15 protein-coding genes and 2 pseudogenes are annotated in these 17,050 nt (G+C 60.9%); 8 read left to right on the top strand and 9 right to left on the bottom strand.

Annotated features, from left to right (window positions below):
* Window positions 1-214 precede the first annotated feature (214 nt).
* The 4 genes from SINAR_RS0131525 to traC all read right to left on the bottom strand — a co-directional run bounded on the left by SINAR_RS0131525 (window position 215) and on the right by traC (window position 3,169).
* Window positions 215-472 (bottom strand): WGR domain-containing protein, encoded by a 258-nt coding sequence (locus SINAR_RS0131525; RefSeq protein WP_028002731.1) that lies wholly within the window; start codon window positions 470-472, stop codon window positions 215-217.
* Between the two features lie 229 nt (window positions 473-701).
* Entirely contained in the window at window positions 702-2,666 is a 1,965-nt protein-coding gene (gene traG / locus SINAR_RS0131520; protein ID WP_028002730.1) for a Ti-type conjugative transfer system protein TraG, read from the bottom strand.
* Entirely contained in the window at window positions 2,653-2,868 is a 216-nt protein-coding gene (gene traD / locus SINAR_RS0131515; protein ID WP_028002729.1) for a type IV conjugative transfer system coupling protein TraD, read from the bottom strand. Before traD ends, traG begins: the two co-directional genes overlap by 14 nt.
* Window positions 2,869-2,872: 4 nt before the next feature.
* The gene (gene traC / locus SINAR_RS0131510) at window positions 2,873-3,169 is read right to left on the bottom strand and encodes a conjugal transfer protein TraC (protein WP_028002728.1); all 297 of its coding nucleotides are present in this window, start codon (window positions 3,167-3,169) and stop codon (window positions 2,873-2,875) included.
* A 258-nt stretch (window positions 3,170-3,427) separates the two neighbouring features.
* Between traC and traA the strand changes: the two genes are divergently transcribed.
* The 6 genes and pseudogenes from traA (at window position 3,428) to SINAR_RS01000000134395 (ending at window position 12,364) form a co-directional block, all read left to right on the top strand.
* Window positions 3,428-6,751, top strand: coding sequence for a Ti-type conjugative transfer relaxase TraA (traA, locus tag SINAR_RS0131505; protein ID WP_028002727.1), 3,324 nt, complete (start codon window positions 3,428-3,430; stop codon window positions 6,749-6,751).
* Window positions 6,748-7,314 carry a conjugative transfer signal peptidase TraF gene (gene traF, locus SINAR_RS0131500; protein ID WP_028002726.1) on the top strand — a complete coding sequence of 189 codons (567 nt, stop codon included), beginning with the start codon at window positions 6,748-6,750 and terminating at the stop codon, window positions 7,312-7,314. Before traA ends, traF begins: the two co-directional genes overlap by 4 nt.
* Window positions 7,304-8,467: a conjugal transfer protein TraB gene (locus SINAR_RS0131495; protein ID WP_028002725.1), complete on the top strand. Its 1,164-nt coding sequence runs from the start codon at window positions 7,304-7,306 to the stop codon at window positions 8,465-8,467. The genes traF and SINAR_RS0131495 overlap by 11 nt, the downstream gene beginning before the upstream one ends.
* 15 nt (window positions 8,468-8,482) lie before the next feature.
* A pseudogene (locus tag SINAR_RS01000000134400) lies at window positions 8,483-9,035 on the top strand (lysozyme family protein).
* A 485-nt stretch (window positions 9,036-9,520) separates the two neighbouring features.
* Window positions 9,521-11,296, top strand: coding sequence for an adenylate/guanylate cyclase domain-containing protein (locus SINAR_RS0131485; protein ID WP_033058269.1), 1,776 nt, complete (start codon window positions 9,521-9,523; stop codon window positions 11,294-11,296).
* 492 nt (window positions 11,297-11,788) lie between these two features.
* Entirely contained in the window at window positions 11,789-12,364 is a 576-nt protein-coding gene (locus tag SINAR_RS01000000134395) for a hypothetical protein (RefSeq protein WP_234710699.1), read from the top strand.
* A gap of 108 nt (window positions 12,365-12,472) precedes the next feature.
* Here the strand turns inward: SINAR_RS01000000134395 and SINAR_RS1000000136200 are convergent, their stop codons facing one another.
* Together SINAR_RS1000000136200 and SINAR_RS0131470 are read right to left on the bottom strand one after the other, a co-directional pair.
* Window positions 12,473-12,766, bottom strand: coding sequence for a DUF982 domain-containing protein (locus SINAR_RS1000000136200; protein WP_084617846.1), 294 nt, complete (start codon window positions 12,764-12,766; stop codon window positions 12,473-12,475).
* A gap of 134 nt (window positions 12,767-12,900) precedes the next feature.
* Entirely contained in the window at window positions 12,901-13,104 is a 204-nt protein-coding gene (locus SINAR_RS0131470; RefSeq protein ID WP_028002722.1) for a hypothetical protein, read from the bottom strand.
* 99 nt (window positions 13,105-13,203) lie between these two features.
* On the opposite strand from SINAR_RS0131470, the pseudogene SINAR_RS01000000134390 reads away from it, so the two are divergent.
* Window positions 13,204-13,665 (top strand): annotated as a pseudogene (locus SINAR_RS01000000134390) (DUF433 domain-containing protein); the annotation flags it as partial.
* 175 nt (window positions 13,666-13,840) lie between these two features.
* On the opposite strand, the gene SINAR_RS0131460 reads toward SINAR_RS01000000134390, so the two are convergent.
* A complete protein-coding gene (locus tag SINAR_RS0131460; RefSeq protein ID WP_028002721.1) occupies window positions 13,841-14,077 on the bottom strand; it encodes a helix-turn-helix domain-containing protein in 237 nt (78 codons plus the stop codon).
* Window positions 14,078-14,277: 200 nt separating this feature from the next.
* Here SINAR_RS0131460 and SINAR_RS0131455 point away from each other — a divergent pair, with 200 nt between their 5' ends.
* Window positions 14,278-14,607: a transcriptional repressor TraM gene (locus tag SINAR_RS0131455; RefSeq protein ID WP_028002720.1), complete on the top strand. Its 330-nt coding sequence runs from the start codon at window positions 14,278-14,280 to the stop codon at window positions 14,605-14,607.
* A gap of 3 nt (window positions 14,608-14,610) precedes the next feature.
* On the opposite strand, the gene SINAR_RS0131450 is transcribed toward SINAR_RS0131455, so the two are convergent.
* Together SINAR_RS0131450 and SINAR_RS0131445 are read right to left on the bottom strand one after the other, a co-directional pair.
* The gene (locus SINAR_RS0131450; RefSeq protein ID WP_028002719.1) at window positions 14,611-15,315 is read right to left on the bottom strand and encodes an autoinducer binding domain-containing protein; all 705 of its coding nucleotides are present in this window, start codon (window positions 15,313-15,315) and stop codon (window positions 14,611-14,613) included.
* A 161-nt stretch (window positions 15,316-15,476) separates the two neighbouring features.
* Window positions 15,477-17,048 (bottom strand): GMC family oxidoreductase, encoded by a 1,572-nt coding sequence (locus tag SINAR_RS0131445; protein ID WP_028002718.1) that lies wholly within the window; start codon window positions 17,046-17,048, stop codon window positions 15,477-15,479.
* Window positions 17,049-17,050: the final 2 nt, after the last annotated feature.

Raw genomic sequence — 17,050 nt, 5'->3', positions numbered from 1 at the left:
AATCATATAGCAGTTCCCTCAATTCTTCGCCGCCACCTACCGCCGGCTTCGCACCCTCGGCAAGGTGATCAGCAATTTCTTCCGCAACGGAAAGCTAGACTAGGCCTTAGCTGGCCATCACGATCCTATTCTTCGTCGAGGTCGAGGTGTCGTTCGAGACCGACCGGAACCGGCGCCGCTGAGGCGCCGTAGAGCACCGCTTCGGCGGATTTTTTCATATGGGCATAGAAGCGCGCGGACGATAACCGCGTTTTCGTTTCCGTCGGAGCACATCGAGAAACAGCCGGACCGCTTCCTCTTCCCGGCGGAAATGATGGACCATCATCTGTCCCCTGGTTCCAATGCGGCCCCACTTCCGAAGCAGGCAGATGTCCCCGAACAGGTTCGGTTCGATCGACATGGCATAGTAGCGGGCCATATTCCTCGCGGGATCCGAGCGTTCGACGTAGAGGCGGTAGGGTTGAGAGATCATGACGTCAGGATCGCTGATCCGGGGAGTCGCGTCCAACGACACTTATGAATCGATGGGCATGGATCGATTCACATCGGTGATGATATGCGAAGGGCTTGGGCGAGACGCCTGCGGCGCACGGCTCTACTCGCTGCGCTCACGGAGCCCGCCCGCGGTCTCCGCCCCGTCGGGTGACGATCCTCTCGCGACCCCTCAGTCACACCATCCGTGTCTCTCACCGTCCCAGCGCCTAGCGAGACCCCCGCGCGTGGAAGAGTGCCAAGCTTCCGACAGCCGTCTTTCCGACCTTGTGAAACCTGTTCGTGCCGACGCAGGCCTTCATGTCTTCACGCCGGAACCAGATCGCCCTGCCGCAGCGAAGCGGCGGGTTGCCGGCGGTGAAGACGATCTGCTCGTCTGCCCGCATGCGAAGAACCTCATGCGCCTGGATCAGCGGCCGCGCCGCCAGCTGCTTCGATCGAGTCCGCGATGATCCCCTAGATTGGAAACTGCGGCTGACCTGGTCGATCTCGACCGTGGTCATGCCGCAGCGCTTCGAGATGTAGTCTGCGGTATCCGGATCGTTGATCGCGGCGAAAGAGATCCAGCTCGCGCTCTCGAACCATTTGCTCGCCGCATCGCGGCCGCCATAGGTCTCCCGCATCTGGCCAATCGACTGGTAGATCATCGTCAATGTGATGCCATACTTGCGGCCAGCGTCACGCGCGGTTTCCAGGATGCGCATGTAGCCGAGACGCGCGACCTCATCGAGAAGGAAGAGGGCCCTGTCCTTCACCTCGCCGTCGCGATTGTAGATGGCGTTAATGAGCGAGCCGATGATCACCCGGGCAAGACCGGAATGCGTCTCCAGTGTCTTCAGGTCGATGTTGATGAATACGTCGGTCTTGCCGGCCGCAAGCGCGTCGGTTGAGAAGGTCGAACCCGATACGAGTGCGGCATAGTTCGGATAGGACAACCAGTGTGTTTCCTTGACCGCATTGGCGTAGACACCGGAGAAGGTCTCCGGCGTCATGTTGACGAAGGCGGCGACATTCTCCTTCACGAAGTCCGAGTTCGAATTGTCGTAGATGGATTGCAGTCGCTCACGCAGTTTCGGTTCCGGCTCAGAAAGATTGGCCCGAACCTGCCGCAAGGTCTGGAACTCACTGTCGGTATGGCCGGACAGGCAGACGTCGGCGATCAGCGCGGTCAGAAGCTGCAGCGCCGATGCCCGGAAGAAGTCGTCGCGCACGCCGCGCGGGCCGCCGCTATCACTCATGATCCACGACGCGACGGAGGCGATGTCTTCCTCCTTGGTTCCGCCGAAGCGGCCGATCCAGTCGAGAGCGTTGAAGCCCGTTTCCGGCGCCTTCGGATCGAGAATGCGAATGAAACGCGCTGCATTCTTCCGATGCTGGTGAACCATCGGCGCCACTTCGTTCGAAGGGTCGAGGACGACAAGCGCACCGCCCCATTTGAGTGCCGTCGGGATCGTCACCGACGTCGTCTTAAAGCCGCCGGAACCGGCGAACACGATGCCGTGCGAGGATCCGAACGAGCCGTCGAAGCAGAGCAGCGGTGACTTGCCGCCGACGCCCCAGGTTTCGGGATCATCCGCACGAAACGAACGCGCTGCCGTGCTGTCCTTGTCGACGCGGTAGCGCTCGCCAATGACGATGCCGCCGGTATCGGGAAAGAGCTTTGCCGCGTCCTGCATCTTCATCCAGTCGGTCTCCCCATGCAGCGCCCTTTGTCCCCGGATGCGTTTCGGCTCGGCGCGTGCGAAGGCAGCGTTGCCGATCAGCGCGACGCGTAGCGCGAAACATCCCGCCACCAGCGCGGCAGCTGCGCCGATCATCGTTGCAGGGTCGAGATACGAGGTGATGGAGTTGCCCGCCGGCACCTTTCCGGCGAATGCGGCAAGACGTCCCGCCTCGCGTATCGCCGCAATCAGGATCGTTGCTGCGGCTCCGGCCAGAGCGCTGCAGCCGGCGAATTTGATGTTCGCGGAGCCGGCGCTCGCGAACAGAAAGATCACGCCAATCGCCGCGGCGCTGACATAGGGCGCGGCGATTCCGACGCGGCCCAGCGTCAGCCTCGCCGATTCCGTCTTGCCGAAGTTCGATAGCCACTGCTCGGTCCCGGTCATGCCGATGACGGCAAAGGTCATCAGCACGGCAGGGACAGCGACGAGAGCAAGCCTATTCGCCGTCATTGCCGAATGCCTCCGCGCCGATTGCGATCAACCGCGCCCGCTCACCTTCGTCGGACTTCAGCCGGTGGCTGAGTTCGACCAACGCCCCGAGCAGGAGCGCGCGCTTCTCGTATCGCAAGCCCGCCTTCACGATCAGCCCGCCGAGCTCGATCTTCTCCCGCGTGTCCTTTTTGCGGGCATCGGATGTCATTGTTCTCGCCATCCGCTCAAGCCTCGCCATTGCCGCCCTGAGCCGCGCCAGACGCGACCGCCGCGGACGACGCGCCGGCGCTGACGTCGCCATCCCCCTTTTTCCCTCCGGTCGATGCGCCCTGCCCTCCGCGAAAGCGTTTCGCCAGACTCTCGAAAGCCGCCTGAAGCTCGGCTTCCTCGATCGCGATTTCGCCAAGTCCTGCCTTGAGCGCAATCCGGCCGATCCGCTCGGCTTCTCGCGTTTCCGCGATCTTGAGTTGTTCCTGGAGCTTGGCGATTTCATCGCGAATTTTCGAGGAGGGTTTCCTCATTCCGTCCGTCTCCCTGGCTGAGAAAGCTTGTCTTTCGAGGGCCAGTTTTTCCGAACGGAGTGCGGAACGCACTACTGTGAATCCTACAATCGCCAAGGGCGATGCCTTGGTGAATGATCCCGGCCGTTCCGAAGGAGCGGCTTCCAAGGGCGCAATTATACGTCGCTGTCACGACGTCTTGCTCTGAGTGCCCTGACGGGGCCGCTGCTCCTGAAGAACCCGTTGAATTCGTTCCGCAAGCTGGGAGCTCAGACCGCCGTGGCCGTTCCTCATTTCTCCGTCAGCGTCGTTGGCCGTGGCTCCGGTCGCAGCGCCGTGCTGTCGGCAGCCTATCGGCACTGCGCCAAAATGGAGTACGAGCGGGAAGCCCGGACGATCGACTACACCCGCAAGCAGGGTTTGCTGCACGAGGAGTTCGTCATCCCGGCCGATTCACCCGAATGGTTGCGGTTGATGATTGCCGATCGCTCGGCCTCCGGCGCTTCCGAAGCCTTCTGGAATAAGGTCGAAGACTTCGAGAAGCGCTCCGACGCCCAGCTTGCCAAGGACATCACGATTGCGCTCCCGATCAAATTGACGGCCGAGCAGAACATCGCGCTTGTCCGCGACTTCGTCGAACGGCATGTGACCGCCAAGGGAATGGTGGCGGATTGGGTTTATCACGATGCACCGGGCAATCCGCATGTGCATCTGATGACGACCCTTCGACCACTCACCGAAGACGGATTCGGCGCCAAAAAAGTTGCGGTTCTCGGGCCGGACGGCAATCCGATCCGCAACGACGCCGGCAAGATCGTTTATGAACTCTGGGCCGGAAGCCTCGACGACTTCAATGCCTTTCGCGACGGCTGGTTTGCCTGCCAGAACCGGCATCTGGCACTCGCCGGTCTCGATATCCGGATCGATGGCCGGTCCTTCGAAAAACAGGGCATCGAAGTGGAGCCGACCATCCATATTGGTGTTGGTGCAACGGCCATCGGCCGCAATGCGGAGCAGGCGAGGACGCAGTCGTCGGCAGGGTCACCAAAGCTCGAACGGATCGAGCTGCAGGAGGCGCGGCGAAGCGAGAACGCACGTCGCATCCAGCGCCGGCCGGAAATCGTCCTCGAACTGATCACGCGGGAGAAGAGCGTTTTCGATGAGCGGGACGTTGCGAAGATCCTGCATCGCTATATCGACGATGCCGCCCTCTTCCAGAGCCTGATGGTTCGCGTCCTCCAAAGCCCCGAAGCGCTCCGTCTCGAGCGCGAGCGGATCGCATTTGCGACCGGAGCCCGGTTGCCGGCCAAGTACACGACGCGCGAGCTGATCCGGCTCGAAGCGGAGATGGCCAACCGCGCGATCTGGCTCTCGAGGCGATCCTCGCATGGCGTTCGGGAAGCGGTGCTCGAGGCGACGTTCGAGCGCCATTCGCGCTTGTCGGAGGAGCAGAGGACAGCGATCGAACATATCGCGGGACCCGAGCGGATCGCAGCCGTCATCGGCCGCGCCGGCGCCGGCAAGACGACGATGATGAAAGCCGCGCGCGCGGCGTGGGAAGCAGGCGGATACCGTGTCGTCGGTGGCGCGCTTGCCGGCAAGGCCGCGGAGGGTTTGGAGAAGGAAGCAGGAATAGCCTCGCGCACGCTTTCGTCATGGGAGCTTCGGTGGAACGAGGGCCGAAACCAGCTCGACGCGAAGACTGTCTTCGTTCTCGACGAGGCCGGCATGGTGTCGTCACGGCAGATGGCGCACCTGGTTGAGACGGTGACCAAGGCCGGCGCCAAGCTTGTCCTGGTCGGCGATCCGGAACAGCTACAGCCGATCGAAGCCGGCGCCGCGTTCCGTGCGATTGCTGATCGCATCGGTTATGCCGAACTCGAAACCATCTATCGTCAGCGCGAACAATGGATGCGCGACGCTTCGCTCGATCTCGCGCGCGGCAACGTTCGCAAGGCTGTCGATGCCTATACCGCACAGGGTCGAATGATAGGTTTGAGGCTGAAGAACGAGGCAGTCGATACGCTCATCGCCGATTGGAGCCGCGACTACGATCCGGCGAAGACGACACTGATCCTCGCCCATCTCAGGCGCGATGTGCGAATGCTCAACGAGATGGGGCGCGCCGAGCTCGTCGAGCGTGGCATTATTGGCGACGGTTTTGCTTTCCGGGCGGAGGACGGACACCGCAATTTCGCACCCGGCGATCAGATCGTTTTCCTGAAGAACGAAGGCTCGCTCGGCGTCAAGAACGGCATGCTCGGCAAGGTCGTTGAAGCCGCGCAAAACCGCATCGTCGCAGAGATCGGCGAAGGTGAGCACCGCCGGCAGGTCACAGTCGAGCAGCGGTTCTACAACAATCTCGACCACGGCTATGCCACCACGATCCATAAGAGCCAAGGCGCCACCGTCGACCGGGTGAAGGTGCTCGCTTCGCTCTCCCTCGATCGGCATCTGACCTATGTGGCGATGACGCGTCATCGTGAGGATCTCCGCGTCTATTACGGCTCTCGATCCTTCGCGTTTGCCGGCGGCCTGATCAAGATCCTGTCGCGCAAGAATGCCAAGGAAACCACGCTCGATTACGAGAGGGCCACCTTCTACCGCCAGGCACTGCGTTTTGCCGAAGCGCGCGGGCTGCATCTCGTCAACGTCGCCCGCACGATAGCCCGCGACCGGCTCGAATGGACGGTCCGCCAGAAGCAGAAACTGGCCGATCTTGCCCACCGGCTCCTCGCCATCGGCGCCAAGCTCGGCTTCGGCACCAGCACCAAACCGACCCACTCGCAAAGCAGCAAGGAGGCCAGCCCCATGGTTGCCGGCATCGCAACATTCCCGAAATCGGTCGAGCAGGCGGTTGCCGATAAGCTCGAATCCGATCCCAGTCTGAAGAAGCAATGGGAAGATGTCTCTACCCGCTTCCATCTCGTCTATGCGCAGCCGGAAGCCGCCTTCAAGGCCGTCAATGTCGATGCCATGCTGAAGGATGAGACCGTCGCCAAATCGACGCTTGCGAAGATCGCTGGCCAGCCGGAAAGTTTTGGTGCACTCAAGGGGAAATCCGGCCTGCTCGCAAGCCGCGCCGATAAGCAGGATCGCGAGAGGGCGGAACGCAACGTTCCCGCTCTTGCTCAAAGTCTCGGCGATTACCTGCGCCAGCGCAGTCAGGCCGAACAACGCCATCAGGCGGAGGAAGTGGCGGTCCGCCGCAAGGTGTTGATTGACATCCCGGCACTCTCTCCCAATGCACGCCAGACGCTCGAGCGCGTGCGGGACGCCATCGACCGCAACGACCTTCCGTCGGCGCTCGAGTTCGCGCTTGCCGACAAAATGGTGAAGGCGGAACTGGACGGATTTGCCAAAGCTGTCGCTGAGCGTTTCGGCGAGCGGACCTTCCTGCCCTTGGCCGCCAAGGATGCGAATGGCGAGACCTTCAAGACGATCACCGCCGGCATGAGCGCCGGTCAGAAGGCGGAGGTCGAGTCTGCCTGGGGCCTGATGCGCGCAGTGCAGAAACTCAGTTCACACCAGCGGACCACCGAAGCCCTCAAGCAGGCCGAGACGCTGCGGCAGACGAAGAGCCAGGGGCTATCGCTGAAATGACTATTCCTTTCATTGCAACGGCGTTGAGGAGGCGACGCGATAAAGCGCTCCTGCTTGGCTTCGCCACCATCACAATGGCGTTGCTGGGAACGATCTCGGTCGCCTGGTTCGGCGGCTACCGGATCAATCTCACGCCGAGCGAATCTCTCGGTCTCTGGCGTATCGTCAAGCTCGACAGACCGGTCGCCGCTGGCGACCTGGTCTTCATTTGCCCGCCGCAAACGGCAGCGATGCGGGAGGCACGTATACGCGGTTACCTGCGCTCCGGCCTGTGCCCGGCCGGCGTTGCGCCGCTCATCAAGTCGGTCGTGGCCGTTGAAGGACAGCGCGTCGAAGTTGGTACTAGCGTCTCCGTGAACGGCCGTCTGGTTCCCTCCGCCACCATAGCGCAGCGAGACGCGTGGGGTCGGCCAATGACGCCGTTCTCGGGCGGGATCGTGCCGGCCGATTGCGTGTTCCTGCACTCGGCTTTCGCCGGCTCCTACGACTCCCGCTATTTCGGTCCGATCCCGGCTGCAGGCATTCTCGGCCTGGCGCAAGAGGTACTGACCTATGCGCCGTGATTACCTACAGCCGGCAGTGCTGACCGTCGCGTCTGTTCTTGCCGGAATGGTTGGGTGGAGCGGGAATGTCCTGCTCCTTCCGGCGGCGCTGGTTTTCCCGATTCTCTGGGGGCATGCGCGAGCGAGATACGTGGCGGCGATTGTTTCGGCCGGATATTATCTGGCGGCATCCCGTGGTCTGCCGCAGGGCGTCGCGTCTTTCTACGCCTCCGATCTTTGGCCGGGCTTATTGCTATGGCTGTGCGCCTCGGGGAGCTTTGTTGCCGTGCATACCGTGCTCTGGACGAAGCGCCCTGACCGTCGACCGTTTCGCTATCTCTTGGTCGCTGCGCTTATGGCTGTACCGCCAATGGGCATCACGGGCTGGTCACATCCTGTCACGGCGGGCGGCGTTTTGTTTCCCGGATGGGGATGGCCAGGACTGGTGGCGATGACAGCCGGCCTCATGGGCCTCGTAACCCGCATGTGGCCGGCTGTTGCCATCGCCTTCGCAGGCCTTTGGCTCTGGTCCGCCGCCTTCTGGACCGATCCGAAACTACCTGAGGGCTGGCAGGGCGTCGATCTGCAAATGGGGTCATCGCTCGGCCGCGACGCCAGTATTCAGCGGCACCGTGATCTGATTGCCACGTTGACGGACCGTGCATCAGACGGCATCAGAAATATCGTTCTGCCGGAAAGCGCCCTGAGCTTCTGGACACCGACGGTCGAACGGCTCTGGGTCAGGGCTCTGCAAAGCACGGATATTTCCGTGATCGCTGGCGCCGCCATGGTCGATGCGGCTGGATACGACAATGTGCTCGTCACGCTGTCCGATAACGGCGGCAGGGTCCTCTATCGCCAGCGAGTGCCGGTGCCGGGCTCCATGTGGCAACCATGGCGGTCCTGGCTGGGGACACGTGGCGGCGCCCGAGCGCATTTCTTCGCCAATCCAGTTGCGACTGTGGGGGATCGTCAGGTTGCGCCACTCATCTGTTACGAGCAGTTCGTCGTCTGGCCGGTACTGCAATCGATGCTCCACGACCCAGACCTGATCATTGCAGTTGGAAACGGATGGTGGACCAAGGGGACTTCCATCGTCGCGATTCAGCGCGCGAGTGCCGTCGCATGGGCGAAGCTCTTTGCAAAACCACTTGTTATTTCCTTCAACACCTGAAGCCCAGGAGACGCTGTGTTGGACGCTGCCCTAATCAAAGAGTGCGCCGATCCCACCCTGAAGCCCGCGATCGTCGGGGGGACGGTTGATCCTGGTGCCAAAGGCCACTTCGGCCGACGAGGCGATGGCCATCGTGAGGCAATATGTGGGTCAGGCGGTAGTGCGCGTCGGCCTGACACAGTTTCCGGCGGGCGTCGGCGTGAAGAACGCAGCGGACCTTCAGCCGGCCCTCGTCGATGCCTGCGAAAACCTTCGCAAGGGAACGTCGATGTTTGCCAAAATTTTGCGGATCGTCGCCAAGTGGTACGGAAACCCGACGAGCGAAGATGTCTTGCCGCAGATTTTCGAGGATGCTGTCTACGCTTGGCAGACGGGTGAGTTCGAAAGCGTGGGCGTGTTTCAGGCTTCTGATCCTGGTGGCAGCGTGCCGCCAAACTATGTGCGGCCTTCCGAAAAGGAAGACAGCGACACTGGCACTGCTCCAGATCCCAAATCAGAAAGCCCTGAAAACGATGCCGTTGGATCGGCGGAGATGCGGATCGATCTTTCCCGCATCGGCGTAAGATGAAGTGTGAACGCCTTCAAGCTGTTCTCTGTTTTTCCGCAGTATGAGGGCCCGCAACTTCGCTTTCCGGCTCCTTTGCGGGCGTGGGGCGGGAATGGCTCGTTTGAGCCCCTTGCGGCCGTAGGGGACGAGGACCGGGAATGGCTCGATTGAGCCCAATCCGGTCCTTCCAGGTCTCGCCGCCAGCGGCAAAGGTGTCAGGTGAGCGGAAACCCAATGCGCAGACGCCGGACGGCGGCTTCGCGCCGAAGCTGACTTTAGAGAATGGCACCCTGATGCACTCCTAATCCAGTTCACTCCGCGGAATAACGCCGATCTCGATTGGATCGAATGCTGGTGGTGACAGTGTCGTCGCGCAGCCTGAAACGAGTCGAAAGCCGCCCCGACTGCATACACCGAGCAACTCCGGGGAGTTTCCCCTCAAAGCCGAGTTGCCGTCCGGAAAGGAAGATGCGAAACTCGCGTAGGCAAACTCTTGTGGTGCATTCGTGTCGGCGGCGGATCGAATCGAACGGCGGCTGGCGGCGATCTTCGCAGCCGATGTGGCGGGATACACCCGCCTAATGGGCCTCAACGAAGTTCAGACGCTTCGGACGCTCATGTCCCATCGCGAGATCATGGACGCCTTTATTGTCGAGCACGGCGGCAGGATCGCAAACACGGCCGGCGACAGTGTGCTGGCTGAGTTCCCAAGCGTCGTCGATGCCGTCCAGTGCGCCATCGCGGTCCAGGAGGCACTTTGGCGGGAAAACGAGGGGCAATCCGGCGAGGATCGTCTCCAGTTCCGCATCGGTGTCCACGTCGGCGACGTGATGGTTCGCGCTGGCGATCTCCTCGGCGACGGCGTCAATATCGCAGCCAGGCTCCAGGGGTTGGCCGAGCCCGGCGGGATTTGCCTCTCAGGCGACGCTTACAACCACGTCCGAAGGAAGGTGAAGGCCAGCGTCGAGGACCTCGGACCGCAAAGCGTCAAGAACGTTGAGGAACCCGTAAGAGCCTATGCCGTCGCTCTTGGTTTTGCCCGCCGGCTGCAGGGCGCAACAGCAGGGGACGCGAAACCGCTTTTGTTTCCCGACAAGCCCTCCATAGCCGTCCTGCCCTTCACGAACATGAGCGGCGACCCCGAGCAGGAGTATTTTGCGGACGGCGTGGTCGAGGACATCATCACCGCGCTCTCCCGGATCCGCTGGCTGTTCGTTATCGCCAGGAACTCCAGCTTCACCTACAAGGGAAAGACAGTTGACATTCGACGTGTCGGGCGCGAACTCGGCGTCCGCTATGTCCTCGAAGGCTCGATCCGCAAGGCGGGGAACCGCGTCCGCATCACGGGCCAGCTAATCGAGGCGGATACTGAAACCCACGTCTGGGCAGATCGCTTCGATGGCGACATCGTCGACGTGTTCGCCCTGCAAGATCGCGTCACCGAGAGCGTAGTCAGTGCGATCGAGCCAAGGGTGCAAAAGGTTGAGATCGAACGGGCTCGGAGAAAACGCCCCGAACACATCACTGCCTATGACCTGTACCTGAGAGCCCTGCCGGAGTTCCAGGCCTATACGCGCGAGGGTTTCCTTCGCGCAGAACGGGTATTGGAAGATGCGTTGGCTATCGATCCGTCCTTTACCGATGCTTGGACGGCCTTGGCTGACTGCCTAGGCAGATTATTGATCAGCGGCTGGCTGGAGCCTGTCGAAGAAGGCAAGACGCGGGTATGCGAGACGGCGTTGCGCGCCGTCGACCTGGACCCCGAGAACGGCCCCGCGCTGGCAATGGCCGCGTGGGCGCTGGCAGTCGTTGGAGACGATGCCGAGCGAGGTGCTGAACTCGGAGACGAAGCGCTGCGCGTCCACCCGAACTCGGCTTACGTGCGGATGCACTCCTCCTTCGCCTTCCTGTTTAGCGGGCAGATCGAAAAGGCCCTTCAGAATCTTGAGATCGCCCGCCGATTCAGCCCGCTCGACTTGCGGGCTTACACAATCTTCGCAGGTATCGCGAACTGCCACATCTTCGCACGACGCTTTTCGGAAGCTGTGCATTGGGCGGAGCGGGCGATCGAATTGTCGCCGAATTATGCAGTCGCTTTGCGGTCTTTAACTATCTCCCTGGCCCATGACGGCCAATTGGAAGCGGCCCGACGCGCGGGTGAGAGGCTGATGGCTGCGGTTCCGGGAATGTCAATTTCTTACACCCTGAAGCGACCGTTCGGCCTGCCTTGGATGATGGACCTGTGGATCGAAGGGCTCCGCAAGGCCGGCATCCCTGAATGATTCTAAGTCTCCTGATGTCGGTCGCTACACAGTCCCGCGAACGTCCGGATTCGGGCCGGCACCGGAAATTCCGGGTCCCGTCGGCGCCTCACAGCATGGGTGGAACTCGTCCCTACCAGCCGCCAATCCGAACGTCGTGAAAGTCCGCAATCACGCCGTTCCGGCCGATGATTTCCGGACCAAAGTCCCACCCTCTCCCGACGGATGAAACCGGAAAGAGCGATCCGTTGCGGACCTCAGCTCGTTCAACCAGAGCGGCTGTATCCAAGGCGGGATCAGCCATTGCGGTGACGCGCATTTGTGGACCTCGGGCCCTTTTCCTTGGCTTTTCCGCCGCTGCCAAGTGCTCCTCAATGAGGGCAAGGTGATCCATGCGCGCAACATAGCAAAAGCGGTCGCGCTTCGCGTTTCAGAACGCCCCGCCGAAGGACGAGCTCGCGCGGAACATCGCGGCGTCGCAGCGATTTGGTGTACAAACCGGGAGGCAATCGAATGTCGGCCATTGCGCGCGATCCTGTTCCAGATAGCACCTTCTCCTCCAACCAGCGGATCAGTGCGCCAGGCCCTGAACGTCGGTCACCGCAAAGTCGGAGCAGCCCGTTCACGTCGGCTGTCGCCAGCGGCACCATCGCAAGCCTAGTGACGACGGCGGCACTGGCCCTATTCGCCGGATTGGAGCGACGGAGCGTCTTTCAGCCAACCAATGCCACGAGCCATTGGCTTCATGGCGAGAATGCCGGCCGCATCAGGATCGCAGACGCGAAGCACACGTTGCTCGGCTACTGCACTCATCATCTGTCGGCGATCTTCTGGGCTCTGCCCTTCGAAGCATGGCTGGCGGCCGACCGCTCCAGGGAACCGACCGTCGTACTGCGGAAGGCGGCGCTGACCGCCGCAGTTGCCTACCTGGTCGACTACCACCTCGTCCCGAAGCGGCTGACACCTGGTTGGGAGACCGTTCTCTCGAAGAGATCGATCGGAATGACCTATGCTGCGCTGGCACTGGGTCTCGCGGCGGGAGCCATGCTGTCACGAAAAGCGCAACATCCGAGTCATGTCGCCAAATGAAACTTCCTGACCGGCGCCAGCGTGGCGACTATCGATCTCTCAAGACGGCCGCAGAAACCAGGGCGCGCAAATACTCTGATGTCTTAAGGGAGCAGCTCTTTCAGCCCGTCAGCGGTACCGGCTCACCATCTTCGCTTCAGCGCGCGAGCGCGGATTGCCAGCTTCGCTGCATGCAAATGACGCCTCGACGCATGCCGCCATGAAGCAATTCCGTGCCGAACTCGCATATTCAGCGTGATGCAATGCTGCACGACAGGCTCGGACGGCACGTGCGTGCAGCGGTCCATGGCTCGGCCATTCATTCTCCAGGAAATCAAGGGCATCATAGGGCCCGCAGAACTGGCGTCTCATGCCGTTTTGGAGCGTTACCCACAACGGTCCACGCCAGGGCACTTCCTTCATTTTCGGACCTCCTCAAAGGTCGTACTCAGCACCGCTAGTCCATCCTGTTCGTACACTACAATGATTCTGTGCCCGTGGTCACCCATTCAGGCCCGCCTATCGCGCTGCTGTGTCCGGGCGGGCTCGTTTTTGCCCTAGCGGACTTTGACTCTTTCAAGCAGATCAGCCGGGTTCCTGATGCCTTCCTGGTACAGCGCGATCAGCCTCTTTGCGAGTTCTTCAGCTTCCGGCGCATCGGACTTCAGCTTCGTCCTGGCGAGTTCGTTCTCGAACAGACGTTGGAGGAAATTAAGGTCATCCGGACGGATGATGCAGTCGAAATCTCGGAAAGGATACATGGCGCGGCCTCCATGGTTGGGGCGAAAGCGTAACGCATCTTCCGGCCCGCGGCGCCCTTGCCCATAGCCGCTGATGTTAGGAAGAATGCGCCTCAAATGAGGCGCCTCACTTCAGAAGAGCGCCTGTTCGCCATCAAGACCGCCGGCGCCCGACTTGACGCGCTCCGCGCCCTCGAGTGGGCTGCGCTGCTGCGTCAGGACTGGACCGTGCGCGACGAATTCCTCACCATCGATCTTTTGCCCTTCGTCAACGGTACCAGCGAACGGCTGGACGATCTGGCAGCAGCGCGTGAGGTCGTTTCAACCTCGCCAGACGCTTTAGGCGGAACGCCGGTCATCAGAGGCACTCGTGTTCCTGTCTACGATGTCGCAGCATCTGTGGCAGCCGGGCATCCCGTCGAGCGTATTCTCGACACCTGGCCAAGCCTTGATGCTGAGATGGTTCGCCTCGCCGTGATCTACGCTGAGGCAAACCCGCTACGCGGGCGGCCGCGCGTATCGGGCGATCTGCCAGAGGGCTCTACCATTTATGCCAACCGCCGTGTCGCCCGCCGCAGGAAGGCTCCGGCGGCTGCGGGTTTGTCTTCAGAATCAGGGGCTGGGCTAAAGTGCAAAACCGCCGGGCCTTGCCCGCACAAAAAGCGCGATTTCCGCGATAATTCCAAAAGCTTGCTGTTTATGGACGAGCACTAGGTAGTTATCACCTGCTCGATTTGAACCTGCAGTCGTCAGGATTTTATGCCTCGCGTGCAAACTGGCGTTCTTCAGTTGGGATCACCAGCTCAACGTGGCTAACACCCAAGGCTTGAGCCAGCTCGTAAAGAGTAATCACGGTAGGGTTGCGCCGCCCGCGCTCAAGGCCACTCAGATATTGCTGGCTGAAGCCGGAACGAGCCTCGACCTCTTCCTGTGTCAGGCCTTTCTCCCGACGCAGGCGGGCGAAATTCGAGCCGACCAGTTTGCGCATATCCATGCGCCAAAAGATCGTCGTTTACACACTCTAAGTTTATCAACTAAAGTATGTAAACGCGTTAGCATCGAAATGCCTTTCGATCCACGGCAGCAGCTTAAAATGTTGAGTTTTGATTCAACTGCCTTGGCTCGACACGGGGATGGAGCGGTTGAGCGATATGCGGAAATTTGGTTCTGGGCAGTGAAATCAGGGAGAAGCGGATGAACGATATTGGCTCATCCGAGGTGAACGACGCAAGAAGGGGGAAAGAGGCGCGCTACAGTGCGATGAACAAGTCGGAGCTTGAAGCACTGGCAGTCTCTGCGGTTCGCAAACACCGCCGACTTCTCGCGGCCGATCAGGCCGTCTACGAAGAGTGGTCGCGCGCAAACGACGATCCGTCGATCTCTGGTTCCGTGCTTCAGACGCTCCAAGACGAATACATCGCGCGCCAAAAGATCTCCGAGGCTCAACAGGAGGAACTCTCGGAAATTCTGGATGCACTCGGCTTCATTCCCGTCGTGCCTGTGGAGGATGAGAACTCGAACTAGAGCTCAGACCAGGCCACGATCCTTGGCGAGGGCAACGAGTTGCGGGACCGTCTTTGCATTGAACTTTTTACGAGCATTATCTAAATGGTGCTGCACGGTTCTGGTAGTAATCCCGATGAGCATCGCGGTTTCCAGCGCGTTCTTTCCCCTTATCGCCCACATGACGCACGTCATTTCGCGCGGCGACAGCATTCGCTTGGGGCTGACTGCGGTCGTTGCCGCAATGATCTTAAGCTGATAGTGGAGGGCCATCACCACTTGAACCGCCTTTTTGGCATTTAGCAGGCCAGAAATATCCACCTCTCTTTCGCGCGATGCGAAGGTCAGCATCATCGTGGATCCGAAACTTCCCTCGACCGGAATGGTGACGCCGCAACGAATGCCGTGGTCGACCGCCTCGTCGCGAAACCGCCGAAGAGGAGAAGATCCACGGGTGGGCCAGTCGTCGGCGGTCCAGAAGAAGATTTCGCGTCTGCGCTTTGCTTCAGTCACCACGGGATCGATGCGCGAATATTTGCCGCCGAGGTAGATACCTTGCCAGGACTTGGGATAGGAATTGAATGTCCTGATGTCGAGGCCTTCTGTTTGCAGATAAGCAAACCGGTCATACCCGTGGGAGTGCGCGAAGTTTCTGAGCGCACTTTTGATCATGTACTCGTCGTGCGCGGCTTCCAACATATCGATTAGCGATCGAAGGTTCGGGTCCACTGACATTTCTCCTATCTTCTTGACCCGGCGAGTTCGTTCATTAACGATGGCGCTCAGCCCGATGTGATACGACCTTAAGCCGGTTGGGCCATCGATCACGGCTGCGATTGGCCGCACGGAAGGACCGGCCGCAGAGTCAGCAGCGCCCGGCAAGCTGCACGTCAAATGGTTCCGGCGGCCATTTCCTTGGCAATATGGTCCGCCTGGCGGATAGCCAGTGCAACGATCGTCAGTGTCGGGTTTTCTGCTCCGCCCGTGGTGAACTGGCTCCCGTCGGATATGAAGAGATTCTTGACGTCGTGCGTCTGGCCCCATTTGTTGACCACACCGTCAGAAGCCTTGTCGCTCATGCGGTTGGTTCCGAGGTTGTGGGTTGAAGGATAAGGCGGCGTCGGGAAGGTGCGGATCGCTCCAATGGCCGAGTAGAGGGCCATCCCTTGCTTGTAGGCATGGTTGCGCATCGCCTCGTCGTTCGGATGGTCGGTGAACCAGACATCCGGGATCGGCATGCCGTACTGATCCTTGAGCTCGCGATGCAGCTTCACCGCATTCTGCTCCTGCGGCATGTCCTCGCCGACGATCCACATGCCCGCCATGTTGGCATAGTTGTCGAGCGCGGAGGTGAAGGATCTCCCCCAAGCTCCCGGATCGAGAAAGGCGGCCAGGAAGGGGAGGCCCAGCGACAGGGTTTCCATCTCGTAGCCCCCGGCGAAACCACGAGACGGGTCGTGCCGCGCCTCGTCTCGAATGATACCTGCCATCGTGGTGCCGCGGTACATATGCACGGGCTTTTCGAAGACAGCGTAGACCGAGCCAGTGGTGTGCCGCATGTAGTTCTTGCCAACCTGACCTGAGGAATTCGCCAGACCGTCGGGGAATTTAGCCGAGTGTGAATTGAGCAGCAGGCGCGGGCTTTCGATCGAGTTTCCGGCAAGACAGACGATCCTGGCCTTCTGCTCATGCAGTTGTCCCTCCTTGTCGGCATAGACGACGCCCGTCACCTTGCCGGTCTTGTCGTGCTCGATCTTGACCACATGCGCGTTTGGTCGAACCTCTAGCTTGCCGGTTGCCTCGCCCTTCGGGATCTCCGTGTAAAGCGTCGACCATTTGGCGCCCCACTTGCATCCCTGGAAGCAGAATCCGGTCTGCTGACAGCTCATCCGGTCGTCCCGATCGGCCGAGTTGATGGCCATCCGGCCGGTGTGACATTCCTTGTAGCCGAGCTTGTCGGCACCGGCCTTGAAGACCATGAAGTTGTTGTTGCCCGGAAGACCTTCGATGTCGTTGGTGCGGGTCACACCCATCTTGTCCTCGGCCTTGGTGTAGTAGGGCTCGAGTTCGGCAAGCGTCAGCGGCCAGTCGTTGAGGTTGGCGCCCTCTATCCCTCCGTAGTGCGTGAGGGTCTTGAACTCGTGCTCCTGGAAGCGCAGTGATGCACCGGCCCAATGGGTCGTTGTGCCGCCGACTGCCTTGACGATCCAGGCGGGCAAGTTGGGGAAATCCTTTGAAACGCGCCAGCCGCCGCCGGTCGTGCGATGATCGAGCCACGCAAGCTGGGCGAAACTCTCCCATTCGTCGTTGATGAAGTCCTCGTACTCGATGCGGCCACCCGCCTCGAGAATAACAACGTCGATGCCCTTTTGCGCAAGTTCGTTGCCGAGCGTGCCGCCGCCGGCGCCGGACCCGATGATGACGACCACACCGTCATCCTTGAGATCATATGGAGCTGCCATGA

It is taken from the genome of Sinorhizobium arboris LMG 14919, from assembly GCF_000427465.1.
GTDB lineage: Bacteria > Pseudomonadota > Alphaproteobacteria > Rhizobiales > Rhizobiaceae > Sinorhizobium > Sinorhizobium arboris.
This window is presented reverse-complemented; position numbering and strand designations above follow the sequence as displayed.